We start from the raw sequence: 16,969 nt of genomic DNA, 5'->3' as shown, positions 1-16,969 counted from the left end.
GGCTTCATTCAATAGGGAAATCAAAGGGCGAGCGGTCATCATTGATGACATAAAATATTATGCAAAAATTGAACGTCAACGCACCTTCAAGGGAACAGATTTTCAGGTAAAAGAGAACCAACCTTATGCCACGAAAATTCTTCAGCTCAAAACGGAAATCCGAAATATCCAAGAAGGACGAGCTGAAGGGAATATTAAAAGGATGAAAAAGGAAATCGCCAAACTGGAACGCCAAGCACCACACCAACAAAATGGAAAACGGATTGTCCAGGGAATGCGAAAAGATGGAAATCAAAGCCACATCCATATTATTGTGAGCCGTAAGGATGCGTCCAACAGATTTAGTTTATCGCCCGGAAGCAAATACAAAGCATCTGATGTAAAGTTGAATGGGAAAACCGTAAAACGGGGATTTGACCGAGACAAGTTTTTTGAAAGAGCAGAAAAAACATTCGATAAGACTTTTGGCTATAAACGAAACTTTGCTGAGACCTACAAAGCCCGAAAGGATTTTGTAAAAAATCCCAATCTCTATTTCGCTGCTTTGATGAAACTACCAGCTAACGAAAAAGCCTTGGCTTTTAAAATGATAGCAAAAACAGGATTGCCGATAGTGCCAAGTATTCCAGTTAGTCAAACACAGATTGCACTTCGGGTTCTTAAACGGTTAAGACGTGGTGCTGAAATAGCCATCAAATCAAGTTCCATAGGAATCTAATAGTTATGCAGATAGACAATTTCATAACGACACTTTCAATTATTGGTCTGACCAGTTGTATTTTCTATGCAGTTTTTCGGATAAGTCGGTATGCTTTTATCATCAATTTTCTCGTGCTTGGTGCGATGGTGTTTTATTTTGACGAGGGAAACCGACTGATTCTGATTTCTCTCTATCTGGTTTGCCCTCTCATATTAATTAACATAGGAATGTACGTGTTCCTTCATAAAACGGACAAGCCGTTAAATGGCGATAGCAAATATCAGGTCAACTTTTCGACGACCAAGGGCAATTTCCAATTGGACAACATCAAACGAGGTGCATCCATCATTGGTTCTGCCGGAAGCGGAAAGACCGAAAGCGTTGTCTATGGATTTTTGAAACACTTCCGGAAAGAAGGGTTTTGCGGAATTATCCACGACTATAAGGATTTTGAACTGACCGAAATGGCGTATCCGCTTTTCAGAGATAGTGATATCCCGTTTAAAGTTATTTCCTTTGATAAAATCATCCATAGAGTAAATCCTATTGCACCACGCTATTTAGAGAATGAGGAAAGCGTAAACGAAGTGTCAAGGGTATTGATAGAAAACCTTTTAGAACAAAGGGAAAGCGGCACAACTGGAACGACAAAATTCTTTAATGATGCAACCGAAGGTTTAATTGGCGGATTGATTTGGAAACTGAAAACCACTTATCCTCAGTTCTGTACACTTCCACATTTAATTGCCATCTACCAATATCTGGACACGGATAGCTTAATCCAATTCTTAGAAACCAACACAACATCAAGGGCAATGGCAGATGCTTTTATCAGCGGTAAAGATTCGGATAGGCAGACGGCTGGTGTAAAAAGCACATTGGCCAATGCGCTGAAACGAATTAATACACAACGCATTTTTATGGCATTGTCCGCAGATGAAGTACCGCTCAATATAAACAACGAGACAAATCCAGCGGTAATTTCAATCGTCAATAACCCGAAATTTGAAACATCATATTCGCCTGTTATTGCCACCATTATTCACACCATCACCAAACAAATGAGCGTTCGAAGTTCCAGACCCTCATTTTTGTTGATGGAAGAAGCGCCAACCATCCGATTATTGAATATGCACCGTATTCCGGCGACACTTAGAAGTTATGACATTGCTACGATTTATGTAATGCAAGACAAAATCCAGAATGATATGATGTATGGCGACAAGGCAAGCAAAGCGATACTCAGTAATTTATCCTATCAATTTTTCGGAAAGGTCAACGACCCGGACACCGCCAAATACTACGAACGCTTTTTTGAAATCATCAAGGATCCTACAAAAAGTATCAGTCGTGGTCATAACCTTGACTTTGATACACGAATAACCACAGGCGAAAAGGAAATCCCGAAGATTCGAGCGGATGTGTTTTTTAGATTGAAGCAGGGCGAATTTATTACCTATGCTGATGGAAATGACAAGAAGGTGCAGTTTAAATTGGCGAAAATTAAAAGGGAACTTCCTAATGAAACTAAACAGTTTTCTAAAACGGATTTGGAAACTAATTTTGAGCGCGTTTATGAGGAGGCGAGGTCGATTTTTAAGTGATGGAGAAGTTTAAATATTCAAAGCGGAATATTATAATAAGCTTATTTATCCTATAAAATTTACGTAATATGAGTATATTAATGGCGATATAAATAGTTAACTGCAAACTGAAAAGCCAACCGCATATTCAAGCATATTTGTTTTTTGCCAACGCTAAACCCAACACTCAAAAACACAAAAGAGCTTAAATTTCCCACCGCAATTCTAGCTGAAAGCCAAAAAAAATAATTACATTTGGACAATTATTGTCCTGAATATATTTTCAGGAAAAACTTAGCGGAATGAATACGAAACAATCATTTGGAGAGTACTTGCGAAAATTGAGGGAAGACCAAAATCTTCCGATACGGAAAGTTGCATCAAAACTTGATATTGACCCATCAACGTTGGGGAAAATTGAACGTGGTGAAAGAAGTGCTAATAAAGAAATGCTTCCAATATTGGCGGAATTATTCGGAATTGAGGAGAAAGCTCTTGGACTTATTCTTTTTAGCGACAAAGTAGCTTATCAGATTATCGAAGAAGAAAATACCAACGAAATCCTAAAAGTAGCAGAAGAAAAAATTAAATATTTAAAAAATAAGAATCTTAAACAAGGTTCATTGGACTTAAAATAAATATGAATATTAAAGACCTTGTTAAAAAATATCACTCGAATAGAGAAGCATATCTAAAAGCGGATTACAACGAAACTCAGCTTAGGATAGATTTTCTTGACCCATTATTTGAAATACTTGGTTGGGACATTAAAAACTCGACTGGAAAGCCAACTAACGAACGTGAAGTCTTGGTTGAAGAAGGATTAAAAGCAGATGCTAGTTCTAATACTAAAAAACCTGATTACACTTTTAGGCTTTTTTCTGAACGAAAATTCTTTTTAGAAGCTAAAAAACCAAACGTAAAAATTGAAAGCGACAACGAACCTGCAAAACAAATTCGTAGATATGGTTTCACAGCAAAACTAAAAATTTCAGTTTTATCAAATTTTGAATATTTAGCAATCTATGATTGCTCTCAAAAAGTTGGAAAAGATGATTCTGTAACAAAATCTAGAATCAATCTTTATCACTATACAGAATATGAATCAGCTTATGAGGACATAAAAAAACAGCTAAGTAACGAAGCTGTCTATTCCGGAGAATTTGATGAAACTTGGAAAGAAATTGAAGAGCAATTAAAACTTTCAAGTGTAGACGATTTATTCCTTTCTCATATTAACGAATGGCGAATCGTTTTGGGCAAAGAAATTTACTCGCACAAACCTGACTTAAGTATAGAAGAGTTAAATGATATAGTTCAGTCTTATATCAATAGTATCATATTTTTAAGAGTTTGTGAAGACCGAAATTTAGAAACCTATAAAACACTTTTAAACTTTGCAGAAAATAATGATTTCGCTTCGCTCATCAAAAAATTCAAAGAAGCCGACAAAAAATATAACGCAGGTTTATTTAATCAGCCTTTAACGGAAAAAGTAGTTTCTGATAGCTCTTCCGCATTTTGGGAAATAATCAGAGATTTATATTTCCCTGAGAGCACTTATTCCTTTTCAGTTTTTGCTTCGGATATTCTAGGAAACATCTATGAAATATTTCTTGGAGAACAATTAACGATAGAAAAAGGGCAAATTCTCTTAAAAAAGAAACCTGAAAATGTTAATAGAGATATTGTTACAACACCAACTTTTATTATTCAAGATATTCTAAGGCAAACAGTTGTAGAGCATTGCAAAAACAAAAATGATGATGAAATTTTAAATTCATCATTTGCAGACATTGCTTGTGGTTCAGGGGCATTTTTGCTAGAAACTTATCAATTATTACAAGATACACTTGTCGATTTCTATTTGTCTAACGACCACACAAAATTAATTCAGACATCAATAAACACTTATAAACTGCCTTTTTCCCTCAAAAAGAAAATATTAGAAAGTTGCATTTTTGGAATTGATAAAGATTACAATGCTGTTCAAGCCTGTAAATTTGGTTTACTATTGAAACTTCTTGAAAATGAAGATAATGCAACGATAACAATACCTGCATTGCCAACTCTTGACCAAAATATTCAGTTTGGAAATAGTTTAATTGAGACATCGGAAACAAACAAAAAAAATCAAGATGAAATAAATCCTTTTAATTTTGGCAAAATTCGTTTTGACGTAATCGTTGGCAATCCGCCTTATATGGCAACTGAGCATATGAAAGAGTTTACACCTCTTGAATTACCTATTTATAAGTCAAAATTTGATTCATCTTACAAACAGTTTGATAAATATTTTCTTTTCATTGAAAGAGGTTTAGAACTTCTAAAAGATGGCGGATATTTTGGCTATATCGTACCCAGTAAATTTGCCAAAGTTGGTGCAGGTAAAAAGTTAAGAGAATTACTTGTTGACAACAAAGCGATTCAACAAATAATATCCTTTGGTGCAAATCAAGTTTTCCAAAACAAGACGACATACACTTGCCTTTTAATTCTCAAAAAAGAAAAGCTAGAACAACTCAAATATCTTGAGGTAAACTCAATCAAAAATTGGAAAACAAGAAATATTGGGAAGGAACATTTTGACGAATTTAAGATAGACTCTTTAGAAGCAGAAGGTTGGGTGCTTTACCCAAGTATTTTAAAACCAATTTACACATCAATTGTTTCACAATCGAAGACATTAGAGGAGCTTATTGGTTCTGAAAATATTTACAATGGAATTCAAACAAGTGCCAATAACGTTTATATCCATTCGATAGAAAGAGAAGATAAACACTTTCTTTATTTCAAAAAAGATGGTGTTCAATGGAAAGTTGAGAAAACATTAACTAGACCATATTTCAAGACTTCTAGCGGAGAAGATAATTTATATACTTATCGCCCATTTTTACCAAATTCATTTGTTATTTATCCTTACTTAAAAACCAAAAAGGGAATTGAGTTTGTAGAAATTGATGATTTAAAAGCAAACTATCCAGAAACATATAAGTTTTTAAATCACTACAAGGATAAACTTGATAATGATAAAAGAGACATTAAACCTGAACCTCAGACCAAAAATGAATGGTACAGATATGGCAGACATCAAAGTCTAGACAAATGTGATGTACCTGCGAAAATTATTGTTGGTGTTTTAGCACAAGGCAATAAATATGCAATTGACTACTTCGGCACTTTAATATCATCAGGTGGTACAGCAGGTTATTGTATGATTACTCTACCTGATAACTTTCCTTATTCAATCTACTATATTCAAGCTTTATTGAACTCTAAATATTTAGAATGGTTTTCTGCACTAATTGGAGAAGTATTCAGAGGTGGTTATATCGCAAGAGGTACAAAAGTGCTCAAAAAGCTACCGATTAGGCTTATTGATTTTGACACAAAATCAGAGAAAGATATTCACGATAAAATCTCAAAAATTCAAAAAGAATTAATTGATATTCAAGGAAAAATAGATGACAGCAACGGAAATAAAAGAGCATTAATTCCTTTACAACGCCAGTTTAACGGCTTAAAATCTGAACTAGACGACACACTTAATATTTTGTTCAACTTGGGAGAAGCTGATAGCGATATCCCTTTAATTTCTGAAATTTATGCAACTAATTAAAGAAGCATCAAAGGAAAAATTAAGGGGTGGCTTCTATACCCCTGAACCAATTGCATCATTTGTTTTAAAATGGGCATTTAACGGTAACAAACAACTTGATATTTTAGAACCAAGTTGTGGAGATGGCGTATTTCTTGAAGAAATACAAAAAGGAGATTATGAATATAATTCTGTAACGGCAATAGAATTTGATGAAGTTGAAGCTGAAAAGTCTAAAAAAATTGGCTTGGACAAGACCAATGTTATTAATGCTGATTTTCACGATTTCTGCATTAATACCAAACAAAAATTTGATTTGGTAGTCGGAAATCCACCTTACATTCGTTACCAATATTTTGACAAAGAACAACAAGAATTTGCTTCCAATATTTTTGACAAAGCCAAATTAAAGTATTCCAAATTAACGAATGCTTGGGTTTCATTTGTGGTTGGTTCTTCTCTACTTTTAAAAGAAGAAGGCAAAATTGGATTTGTATTACCAGCCGAAATACTACAAGTTTCTTACGCTCAACCTTTACGAGAGTTTTTAGCACATTTTTATAATAAAATAAACATTGTATCTTTTGAAAAGCTAGTCTTTCCTGATATTCAGCAAGAAGTAGTTTTGTTGTTATGCGAGAAAAATAAATCTAAAACACATTTGATTGAACATTTAGAATTAAAAGATGCAGAAGAACTTGAAAAATTAGATGTATCAAAATTGAAAAGCCCGAAGAAAAAAATTGATTTCAAATCGAACAAATGGACTTTTTATTTCCTTGAACAAAATGAAATTGACTTTTTAGAAAAACTTCAAAATGACAAAATAATCCCAAGACTGAAAGAGTATGCAAAAGTAGAGGTCGGCATTACAACAGGTTCAAATCCATTTTTTACAGTTCCGCTTTCTATCGTTCAGTTTTACAATTTAGGAAAGTATGCAAAACCATTAGTTGGCAGAAGTGTTCAAGTTCCAAGTGCTATTTTCACAGAAAAAGATTGGATTAAAAATAGAAACTCGGAAGCACGAACACACTTTTTATCATTTCCGAAAATGGACGAACTAAATGGCTCAGTTGGAGCTAGGGATTACATTGCTTGGGGAGAAGAAAATAAAATACACAAAGGTTATAAATGTAGAATACGTGATGAATGGCAGATTGTGCCTTCACAAAGAATTTCGGACGCATTGTTTATTCGGAGAAACAACAAGTATCCAAAATTAATAATTAACGAAGCAGAAGCTTTTACAACGGATACTATGCACAGAGTAACCGTTAAAGAAAAAGCGGATATAAAAGCATTGACGGCTAGCTATTACAACTCTCTATCATTTGCGTTTGCGGAGATTTGTGGTAGAAGTCACGGTGGAGGAGTTTTGGAGTTAATGCCGAACGAAGTAGAAAGAATACTCTTGCCTTACAACCAAAAAAACTCGGAATTACTACCGATTATTGACAAAATGATTCGTGATAAGAAAGATATTTCGGAATTATTGAAAATTACGAACGAAAAAATATTAAAAGAAAATTACGGCTTGACTGATGAAGAAATTGACTTAGCGGATAGTATTTGGAAAAAGCTGTCTAACCGGAGATTGAATAGAGGGAAAAAATAAAAAAATGGAAAAATATTCAAACAAAAGAGGTAACTCGCCTATAACTTATTTTCAAATTGAAAATAATAGAATTATTGTGCAGTTCAAAGAAGGAAAATCCTATACATATAGCCATTTGAAAGCAGGAAGGCATCACGTTGAGCAGATGAAAACCTTAGCGAGAACTGGTAGTGGGCTATGTGCCTACATCACTCAAAACGTAAGGTTTAAATATGACTAACCAATTAAACGAAAATATTATTACCATATATTTTGACAGTCCAAAACCATTTGAGGCATCTAATATAAAACCATTAAATGGTATTGCAGGATTGTACTTCATTTTCACCCAATCTATTGATATTCAATATCCATTTGACAAATCAAAACTATTATATATCGGAATGAGCGAAAAGAAAACGAATAGTATTGGTAGTAGATTATTAGGACATTTTGATGGAAAATCAAAAAACTTAGGATTAACCAATTACAGAAAAGTTGAACCTTTGTTATTTACCTACATCAATTTTGAAATGCTCAAAAGTTTGTGGCAATTCCGAATTGAAGATTTGGAAAGTTATTTCATTTTAGATTTTGTGGAGCAATATGGTGTTTACCCAATTTGTAATAATAAATCTGGTTTTGAGATTCAAAACAAAACACTTACTTCCAGTTTTAAAATTGATTGGAAATATTTTAAATAAACTCTTATGGCAGAAAAAGTAAAATCTGGAAAAGAAATATTAGATGATTTTTTCAACGAAATTGAAGAAATTCAAGATGTAGATATTGATATAGCTAAAATGCTATCGGAACTATATCAAAATGATAAGTTGACTGATACTAATGTTAAAAATGAACTTCAAAAACTGAGAGATGGCGACAAAGATTAATAACATAACTATCAAAGGGATTAGAGGTGCGAAAGACAGCTTAGAATTACCATTAAACGGAAAATCTATTTTGCTTTATGGGGACAATGGAACAGGGAAAAGTAGCATTTCAGATTCTATTGAATGGTTTTACACAAACCGAGTTTCTCATTTATCAAGCAATAGCGAAATAGACTTAAAAGATGCTTTAAGAAATTCAGAACTTGATGAGGAAGCTGTCTCAGAAGTAAACATTTCATTTGTTAAACAATCTGATATTGATTGTTCAAAAACCTTATTCAATAAACGAGCAAAATTAACAACAGGTTTTTCAAATAGCTCTGATGCTTTCAAACAATACATAGAAGCATCAAAAGAGGAAAACCTTTTGTTGCGTTATCAATATCTTACAGACTTCATTGATAATACAAAAGGCGATAAATTAAAATATTTGTCTGATATTATTGGCTTTTCAGAAGTAACTAAGAAAAAAGAAGTTCTCAAAAAAAGCTACAACTCGATAAGAACTGAAATCAAAAATCAAAATTTTGAGGCTCAAACAAACACTCAAAAACAAGTACTTATTGAAAAATTAGGAGCCACAATTAGCCAAGAAGAAAACCTTCTTGAAAAGATAAATGAGAAAATTAAACCTCTAAAAACTGGCATTGAGGTTATTAAAATGGAGGATATTGATAAAATCCTTGTTCACTTAAAAAATTCCACCAACAATAAGTTAAACAAAGAATTAGCATTATTAGAAAAAGCAAATACCGTTTTAAATACACTTAAATCGGAGATTGATTTTATTGATTCTGAATATGTGAAATACTATGATGAATTTGAAGTAATTGCCAATGATGTCGAGAGCATTATGCAAACCTTTTTAGGGGATTTATTAAAAACAGGAGATACTGTTTTATCAAAAAAGTATCATAAAGATTCAAGTTGTCCGCTTTGTTTACAACCAAAAAATGTAGAAGAACTACGTACCGAAATTGCAATTAGATTAAAAGATATCGAAGAATCTTCCAAGAAAAAAGCATCTTTTGATAAAGCCAAACAGTTAGTAAACGAAATAACGGTAGAACGAATAAAAAGACTTGACACGGTTCTTTCAGATAATCTAATTACAGCAGATGAAAGCAAACTAATTAAAAAGGGATTTGTAGGTTTAAAAGGGAAAATTACTGAATATCAAAAATCGAGTTTAGAGCGAGTAACTTCAGGAAACAAAATACCTAAAGCTGAAACAATTAAATTATCAGCATCCGATTTTAACTTTCAAAATGGCATAACAACAAGAATTAAGAAAATACAAGAAATTTTCAAAAAAGATAATTCAGCTGTTCAATACTCTAATATTTCTGCTTCAAAAGACGCATTTCTAAAAATAAAACAATTTGAAAAGCAGAAAGTAAAACTTGAAAAACAGCGTAAGACTTTAGAGATTATTTACAATGAATTTGTAAAAAGACAAAAGGAAGGACTTGAAAATTTTATCGCTACATTTTCAAGCACTATAAACGAATATTATCAATATATGAATCCTGATGAACCATTTCAGGAAATAAAAATTGTAACAATCGGAGATGAAGATGAATTGAACGGTATTACGATTGAATATAAATACAATGGAAATTGGGTTTCCCCACCACAAAAATATTTTAGTGAATCACACTTGAACTGTTTTGGTCTTTCTTTCTTCTTGGCTTCTGTAAATGCCTTTAACAATAAAAATAAATTTATTATTCTTGATGATGTTATTTCAAGTTTTGATTCAAACCACAGAAAAAGATTTGCAGAACTTATTTTCGAAAAATTCTCAAAATATCAAATCATATTGCTTACTCACGAAGAAGATTGGTTTACAAATTTTGTAAGTCCTTTAGCAAAAAAGAAAGGTTGGCTTATAAATGAAATAAAATGGACAGAAGATAAAGGAACACATCTTGAAGAAGAACCAAGCGATTTACGAGAAAGAATAGAAATAAACCTTGCTGATAGTAAAATCGAAAATTTAGGAAATCCTATTCGTAAATACCTTGAACATTCATTGAAAGATATTGCGTTAAACATTGAAGCTAAATTAAGTTTTCAGTATAATAATTCAAATGAGCATAGAATGCCTTACGAATTGATTATGGGAATTAAATCGGAAATCAAAAAGTGCAGTACAGAGTTAAAAGCTAAATTTCTTGTTATTGACCGAATAGAAAGTTCATCAATATTGGGGAATATTTCATCACACGACAATCCCTTCAATCCAAAAATTGGAGATTTGAAAGCTTTTTGGGCTGATATACTTGAATTAGAAAGAATATTTATCTGTGAACAATCAGAATGTAAAAGACCAATGGTTTCGTTAAAGAATTATGATACAGTTACAAAGAGAATAAGATGTGGTTGCGACTATACAAAATATGACTGGAAAAAATAAATGCCAACGCTAAAAGCCATACACATTTGCAATTCGCATAAGCCAACGGTCATCAAAGTCGATTTTCAGATAAAATTAAGGTGGTGTAACAGGTGGTGTAATGGGTGGTCTAAAAGGTGGTCAAATAGGTGGTCAAATCGAAAAAACCATAGATGCTATTTCAGAATTAACTCTTAGGCAAAAGCAAAAGCAAGTACTGAAATTGATTGCCGAAGATAACCGCATAAGCCGTTCAGGAATAGCAGAAGTCCTACATATAAATGAATCCGCAATTCAGAAGCATCTAAACAACTTAAAGGATGCTGGATATATAGAGCGTCAAGGCGGTACAAGAGGATATTGGGAAGTAAAGCTCTAAAAAAAATCAAAATTCTTTTAAAAAGGCGATTTATCCTTTGAACCTCTCGCATCTGCCAACCATTTGCCATCCTGCTTAACCAGTTTGAAAATACCAGGCGTTTTGTCATAAGCTGTGGTATATTTTACCCAAGCCACGTCGCCCATAATCGTGTCCTGCAAAACAGTAAAATTGGAATCATCTTTTGGCGTAGCGTTGAACATATTTATGGTATTCATATAGTTGGAATATGCCTGTGGTGTCGAGTTGGCTTTTAAGGTTTCTTCATCCTTTTCATAAAAGCTTTCGATAACAACTTGGGCTGTAGCACTTGGTCCTGAAACATTAGTTGTGGAATCACCACAAGAAAGAAACAGTACTACGAGCGAGAAAACAACAATTTTTTTCATAACAGTATTAATTTGGGTTATTAATATATCTGTGCGATAGTTTCATTTCAATATTTCGTTCACCATCCTTTTCGTTCAATTCTAAAATTGCCCTGCGGTCATTGGATAACGAGAACTTGGGCAACACATAAACGAACCGTACCGTTTGGCCTTCTACAATTTTTGAAGGCAGATTATGTTTGTAAATCGGCTCTTGATACAGGCGTTGCAATGATTTCCTTTTTCCTTTTTGTCGTGTTTCAATCGAAAGGTTCAAGAAATTCAAATCGTAATCCAAGGTAGAATTATTCTCAATCTGGATAACGAAATAGAGCTCTTCTTTATCAAAAACGATATTCTCAACGCTCAAAACAATGCCTTGATTTCGCTTTTTGATTCGACCTATGCGCTGTTTTCTATTGAGAAGATACGAGCAGAATTTTTGATAATAAAAGGTTCTGTTATCTACACGCTCTTCAGAAGATTCAGCAAGAATTGAATCAGTCACAATCGGCTTTTCATTCCCGATACTATTGGATGCCGGAATGAAATAATTGAGCTTAGAAAGCTGTTTTTTATACCTTACAATATACGAAAAAATCGAACCATTTCGGTTGACTACCAGCAAATTACTTTCCTTCCCAGGCTTAGCTTGTAACAGGCCAAAATACTGTTCTTTTTCACGATTGTAGGTAAATACAAAATTATCTGAACCAGTTATGCCTTGCCTAATAGGTTCTGGAAAGAATAGCGCAACATTCTTGGTGTCGTTGGCATATATGGTATCTAATTTTATAGTTGTTTGCGCTTTCGCGAAAGCGAAAATAAATACGGTTAATATGGAAATTGTCACTTTCATAACTTGGGTTTTAGAATTAATCTGTAATTGTTCAGTACGGTTACTTTTACCCTTCGGTTAGAGCGCCTGAATACTTGGGTAAGTCCGCCAACTTGTGGGACGCTGGGAATATTGATATCCCCAATAACATCATCGAGTACCTCTCTCGTAGCTTCTTCCCTAAAGTTGTTCTCAACATAGATGCCCTCGCTACCGTCTTGTAAATCAAAGGCTTTGAGCTTGGTGGGATGGTGTTTTATGTTCTCAATCTCAATCAAAGCGCGATTGGGCTGAAAGCTGATAAACCCAAAAATCGGTGTGTTCTTTGGCATCAGTTTGCCATTTATGGTAGCAGCTTTGGTAAGGCGCATCCGTAATCGGGTATTTGCCTGAACAATTTGGTCGCCATCCACGACCACGTAAATCGTTTCGTCTGTATTGCCGATAATTGAAACTTCATTGGGCTTAGGATCGGCAGCAAAGAACAGTTGATGTTCCAGCCCCAATTCCTTGGCTTCAATTTTTTGTGCTCTTTTAACTTCAGATGAATCCACATTTGGCACTGTTTGTTGAACAGCTCGCCTTTGCCCCAAACTTTGATACCGTTTTTCGGAATACTTAATCTTGCCAGCATCATAGATACTGTCAACAATGCGTTCTTTTTCACGTTCGGGTAAATCTGGGTCGTAAAAGCCCAGGGAATCAATCAGCTTTTCATCATAGATGCTGGGCGCGTTAGTTTCACGCACTTCCTTGAGGTCATTAATTGCATCGAGCTTGGACTCGTATTCCTTCTGGTTTTCTTCCAAATCAGGAACTAAGGTCTGTTGTAGGCTTTCGTTCTCACTATCATCATCGCCCATAACCATTACCGAATAGGAAATGAGGAATATGAAAATAACAGCTAATACCGCTGCAAATACTATTTTGTTTTTCTCAACTTTCATCATTTAATTTTTTTAAGGTGTTCTCGAAGTAATTCGTAATCAAAAGTCCGTGCGGATTGTTGGGAAAGTTCCGGTCTACCATAATCAGGTTTCCGGTGGAAACCAATTCATAGGTGTCTATGATTGAACCTCTATTGATTTCAAAAATCGTCGTGGTCGTAAAACTGTACGTGCCGTTGTTTTCTGAAATTTTTGAATCAATACTCAATACTTCTTGAACCAATGAATACTGAAGCAATCGGTTGTAAACACCGTCCGCTTTTTTTTGGCGATACAGATTGTCCACAGAACTATTGCCCAACCAAAGCGCTTTTTCCAAATTCCGTTCATAATTGCTCGCATCGATGTTGTAGAAGTAGTTGTGAAACAATTCCAGATGCGCCAAAGCTTCCACCCTGAAATTCTCTTTTTGGGTAACGAGCTTCAATGGAATAATACTGCCATCAGTATTAATTGCAAATGCACTGTTGAGGGCCTTTTGATTGGTATTGAATACCATCCAAACCGAAAAGGTGCTGGACAGTAACGCACTGACAACGACTGCCAAAACGATAAACCGATTTAATTTGAGGACGTTATAAATATTCTTGTAAGGTGTTTTCATTTTGAATTGAATTAGTTGGTAAAGAGTCTGAGCGTAAAGGATGTGGCACGTCTGTACAATTTGAATTTCAGGAAGACGATAAAGCCAACAGAACCCAATTGAACGACAGGCGCAAAAAAGCCTTGACCTGTATCGGTTCCGAAAAGATTGACCCAGAAATTGGTGTTGATTTCCGTATAAATGGCATTTATAAACACATTGACCAAGAAGAATGCTGGTACGAGCATATAAACGGCGGCGTACAACTTAAAGAAGGTAAAGGCGAGCGAACGGAACTTTTCAAATACTGCCAAACTAATGACCAACGGGAAGAACGCCTGCATTATCCCCAAAAGGAAAAAACGCTCTGCCAAGAATAGCGGATAGATGAACAAATCCAATATCCAGAGTATGGTACTTAGGATGAAGGCCAATATCTTGAAACCGTAAAGTGGCGTTACCAACGCCTCATACAAAAGCGTCATTGCGGAACTTGCGGCATCAAAAAGACTTACATCTTCCTCTAATGGAATGTCCTGCATTTGTAAGGGAAGTAACGCAGGTGCCGTGCCCCTATATTGTCCCTCGATGGCTACCAATATCCCATCAAAGAATCCCAACACCTGCGTTGAAAATATGACCAGTAGGACAATGGCAAAATTCTTTGCCAGTTCACCAGGACTCAATCCCCAAGTGTAACCATCTTTGTCCGCAATGCCTTCATTGTATTTTTTAAGGATATTGACCAAGAAAAACAGGACAGCAAGCGTTTTCATTCCGGCAATGGTATATTGCGAAAAGTCGCTGGCTTGTATGGTCTGGAACACCGTATCGATGTATTCTAACCCTATCCCTAAAATGATGGTCGCGGTCATCCTTAATATTCTGTTTCGCGGTTATTGACTTTATCCTGCATTTTTCTGAAAGAAATAATATCACGATAGCGTTTCGTTTTTGAAGTGATGTTGGACACCATCTGCTTTGATTCCAGTTCTTTTGCTTTCAGGATTTCGGCACGTTCAGCATCGCTCATTTTTAGGTAATCGCTGGATAGGACTTCGTCTATAAAATCAACGGTATCCAGTGAATTTTGGACAATGGTTTCAAATGAGGCCACGACCCTGTCAATTTCTTCAGGTTTGATATAGGGCGAATTCAAAATATCCTGCAAATCATTTTGCATTACATTGATAAGGCGTTGATTGTTCTGTGCGATTTCTTCGACCGCTCTAAGTTGTTGGACGACGCTTGAAACTTTTTCAATAGCTTCTTTGGCATCTTTCAAGAATTTGACGGACTTAATCATTTCTGCCGTCTGCTTACCAGATTCCAATAGCTGTTTTACCAAACTGATAAAGTTGGTGTTGTCATAAACCGGCATTCCCTGGCACGCAGCGCGTGCAGGCAGTAAAAGGATGAATGCCGTTGCGATAATTAAGATTTTTGTCTTCATAATATTATATTTTAGATGTGAATTCTTTTATGGCTTGTTCCATATCGTTAGTCCTTTCATAAATCCGCGTTATGCGGTCGTTTTCCTGTCCGTCTGTGAGGTAAGCGGCATACACTTCCTTCGGAACTTCCAGTCGAAAGATGTTGCTTTCCCTACCTATTTTGATGAACATTTCGGTGTATTTGCGTGGTCCGGTAAGGTTGTTCTTGATGGATTTTAACTGGTTTAGGTCGTGGGTTGATAGATTTAGTCTTTTGACCAATTCGTCATAACCTTTCTCATTGTTCAGACTATAGATGACCTGTGTGTTTTCGAGTATGCTTGCCGATGTGGAATTATTTGGAAGCTGGTTTATAGACTGAAGAATAATCCCAATAGCACCATTCTGTTTACGGATAGCTTGATAATAGAATTCCACGCTTTCCAAAACGTTGTCAAACTTCAGCTGCTTTGCAAACTCGTCAAATAGGATAATGCCTTTTTCCGCTCTGTTTTTCCAAATCGTTCTTTGGATAGCCGATTTTATAAGCTTTAACATTACGGACAGGATTTCCTTATTGTCTTTTACTTCATCCAGTTCAAAAACGATCAATCGCTTGTCCTCGATTTTATAGGTCTGGTCTTCGCTTACTTCAAATAGAAAACTATATAGACCATCGCCGACGTATTCAGACATTACGTGCAAAAAGCTCGTGACATTGAAGTAGTCGGGATGGATTTTAAGGGTGCTCAGAAGGTCTTTCTGATTCCTTTCTATAAAGCTGTAAAAACCATCCAAAGAGTGGTTTTCTGAAGTGCTGTCATAATAATGTCGCAGTATCTTTTTGACCGAAACAGATTGTGCTTTCGTGACTTTCAAATCCGAAGCAAATAGTTCAAATAGGAAAACTGACAGGTCTTCCAAGCGTTCCGGTGTAAGGTCGTTTACATCGCTTATGTAAAATGGATTGATACCAAGATTTTTTCCGCTTTCGTAGCGAAGTACTGTATATTTTTCTGGGTAGAGTTTGGCAAACTTGGTGTAGGATCCACCAAGGTCAATAATGACCAGACGAACGCCACTTTCAAAATATTGACGCAGGATGTTATTGGCCAAAAAGGATTTTCCTTCGCCCGTGGGTGCAAAAATGGCAAAGTTCCGTGCCTTGATGCGCTTCTTTTTTTCATCCCAAACATCCTTTAGAACGGGAATATTATGCTCACGGTCGTTAAAGATGATGCCAGTAGCATCCGACTTGTAGTTTGTGTTATTGATGAACAGGCACAGGGCGTGCTTTAAGTCGGTAACGTATAAATCGTTGTTGGAAAAATTGGACGAAAAGCAGCAGTAACTGTTTAGGATATAGTTTTTTCGTTCCTCACCTCTTGGATAGTATGGGATGATATCCAGTTCCTTAAACTCGGTCTTAATTTTTGAGGTTATCTTATCGAGTTCTTTGGCATCCTTGGACCAATACACGATGTTCAAATGACCACGAATTATACGTGCATTGTCATCTGCATTGATTTGGTCAAGGATGTGCTGAATCTTTCCAAGGACGACCTTGTTCTGCGACCCGAAATTGGAACTTTTGTTGAGTTCTTCGATTTTCTTATCCAGCAGCTTGCGCCACTTTTGTTTGTCGTCGAGAT

At 35.3% G+C, this 16,969-nt stretch carries 17 protein-coding genes; 10 read left to right on the top strand and 7 right to left on the bottom strand.

The features are described 5' to 3' along the window. The 10 genes from mobB to CJ305_RS18655 all read left to right on the top strand — a co-directional run. Nucleotides 1-718, top strand: a 718-nt coding sequence (gene mobB / locus CJ305_RS18700) for a MobB family relaxase (RefSeq protein WP_099647785.1), incomplete at its 5' end; no start/stop codon positions are given. Nucleotides 719-723: 5 nt separating this feature from the next. Beyond that, on the top strand, nt 724-2,304 hold the full coding sequence (locus tag CJ305_RS18695) for a type IV secretory system conjugative DNA transfer family protein (RefSeq protein ID WP_099647784.1): 1,581 nt from the start codon (nt 724-726) through the stop codon (nt 2,302-2,304). Between the two features lie 281 nt (nt 2,305-2,585). Continuing rightward, nucleotides 2,586-2,921, top strand: coding sequence for a helix-turn-helix domain-containing protein (locus CJ305_RS18690; RefSeq protein WP_099647783.1), 336 nt, complete (start codon nt 2,586-2,588; stop codon nt 2,919-2,921). Between the two features lie 2 nt (nt 2,922-2,923). After that, entirely contained in the window at nt 2,924-5,902 is a 2,979-nt protein-coding gene (locus tag CJ305_RS18685; RefSeq protein ID WP_099647782.1) for an Eco57I restriction-modification methylase domain-containing protein, read from the top strand. Next, a complete protein-coding gene (locus CJ305_RS18680) occupies nt 5,889-7,499 on the top strand; it encodes an Eco57I restriction-modification methylase domain-containing protein (protein ID WP_099647781.1) in 1,611 nt (536 codons plus the stop codon). Before CJ305_RS18685 ends, CJ305_RS18680 begins: the two co-directional genes overlap by 14 nt. Before the next feature lie 4 nt (nt 7,500-7,503). Beyond that, on the top strand, nt 7,504-7,719 hold the full coding sequence (locus CJ305_RS18675; protein WP_099647780.1) for a hypothetical protein: 216 nt from the start codon (nt 7,504-7,506) through the stop codon (nt 7,717-7,719). Beyond that, nucleotides 7,712-8,182: a hypothetical protein gene (locus tag CJ305_RS18670; RefSeq protein ID WP_099647779.1), complete on the top strand. Its 471-nt coding sequence runs from the start codon at nt 7,712-7,714 to the stop codon at nt 8,180-8,182. Before CJ305_RS18675 ends, CJ305_RS18670 begins: the two co-directional genes overlap by 8 nt. Before the next feature lie 6 nt (nt 8,183-8,188). Beyond that, nucleotides 8,189-8,371: a hypothetical protein gene (locus CJ305_RS18665; RefSeq protein WP_099647778.1), complete on the top strand. Its 183-nt coding sequence runs from the start codon at nt 8,189-8,191 to the stop codon at nt 8,369-8,371. Next, on the top strand, nt 8,355-10,790 hold the full coding sequence (locus tag CJ305_RS18660; protein ID WP_099647777.1) for an AAA family ATPase: 2,436 nt from the start codon (nt 8,355-8,357) through the stop codon (nt 10,788-10,790). The genes CJ305_RS18665 and CJ305_RS18660 overlap by 17 nt, the downstream gene beginning before the upstream one ends. A 100-nt stretch (nt 10,791-10,890) precedes the next feature. Next, nucleotides 10,891-11,148, top strand: a complete 258-nt coding sequence (locus CJ305_RS18655; RefSeq protein WP_099647776.1) for a winged helix-turn-helix transcriptional regulator — start codon at nt 10,891-10,893, stop codon at nt 11,146-11,148. A gap of 17 nt (nt 11,149-11,165) precedes the next feature. Here CJ305_RS18655 and CJ305_RS18650 read toward each other — a convergent pair whose 3' ends face one another. The 7 genes from CJ305_RS18650 to CJ305_RS18620 all read right to left on the bottom strand — a co-directional run. Further along, complete coding sequence (locus CJ305_RS18650) at nt 11,166-11,537, bottom strand: hypothetical protein (protein ID WP_099647775.1); 372 nt, start codon at nt 11,535-11,537, stop codon at nt 11,166-11,168. Nucleotides 11,538-11,544: 7 nt separating this feature from the next. Then, nucleotides 11,545-12,375, bottom strand: a complete 831-nt coding sequence (locus CJ305_RS18645; protein WP_099647774.1) for a DUF4138 domain-containing protein — start codon at nt 12,373-12,375, stop codon at nt 11,545-11,547. Further along, nucleotides 12,372-13,301, bottom strand: a complete 930-nt coding sequence (gene traM / locus CJ305_RS18640) for a conjugative transposon protein TraM (RefSeq protein ID WP_099647773.1) — start codon at nt 13,299-13,301, stop codon at nt 12,372-12,374. The genes CJ305_RS18645 and traM overlap by 4 nt, the downstream gene beginning before the upstream one ends. Further along, complete coding sequence (locus tag CJ305_RS18635) at nt 13,291-13,905, bottom strand: conjugal transfer protein TraK (RefSeq protein WP_099647772.1); 615 nt, start codon at nt 13,903-13,905, stop codon at nt 13,291-13,293. The genes traM and CJ305_RS18635 overlap by 11 nt, the downstream gene beginning before the upstream one ends. Before the next feature lie 11 nt (nt 13,906-13,916). After that, on the bottom strand, nt 13,917-14,759 hold the full coding sequence (locus CJ305_RS18630) for a hypothetical protein (protein ID WP_099647771.1): 843 nt from the start codon (nt 14,757-14,759) through the stop codon (nt 13,917-13,919). A gap of 2 nt (nt 14,760-14,761) precedes the next feature. Then, nucleotides 14,762-15,337, bottom strand: coding sequence for a conjugal transfer protein (locus tag CJ305_RS18625; protein ID WP_099647770.1), 576 nt, complete (start codon nt 15,335-15,337; stop codon nt 14,762-14,764). A 4-nt stretch (nt 15,338-15,341) separates the two neighbouring features. Further along, nucleotides 15,342-16,969, bottom strand: a 1,628-nt coding sequence (locus CJ305_RS18620; protein ID WP_099647769.1) for a VirB4 family type IV secretion system protein, incomplete at its 5' end; no start/stop codon positions are given.

Origin of the sequence: Leeuwenhoekiella nanhaiensis (assembly GCF_002744755.1) — a bacterium.
In the GTDB taxonomy this organism is placed as follows: Bacteria; Bacteroidota; Bacteroidia; order Flavobacteriales; family Flavobacteriaceae; genus Leeuwenhoekiella; species Leeuwenhoekiella nanhaiensis.
The sequence above is the reverse complement of the archived record's forward strand: the minus strand, read 5'-3'. Positions and strand labels throughout refer to the sequence as shown.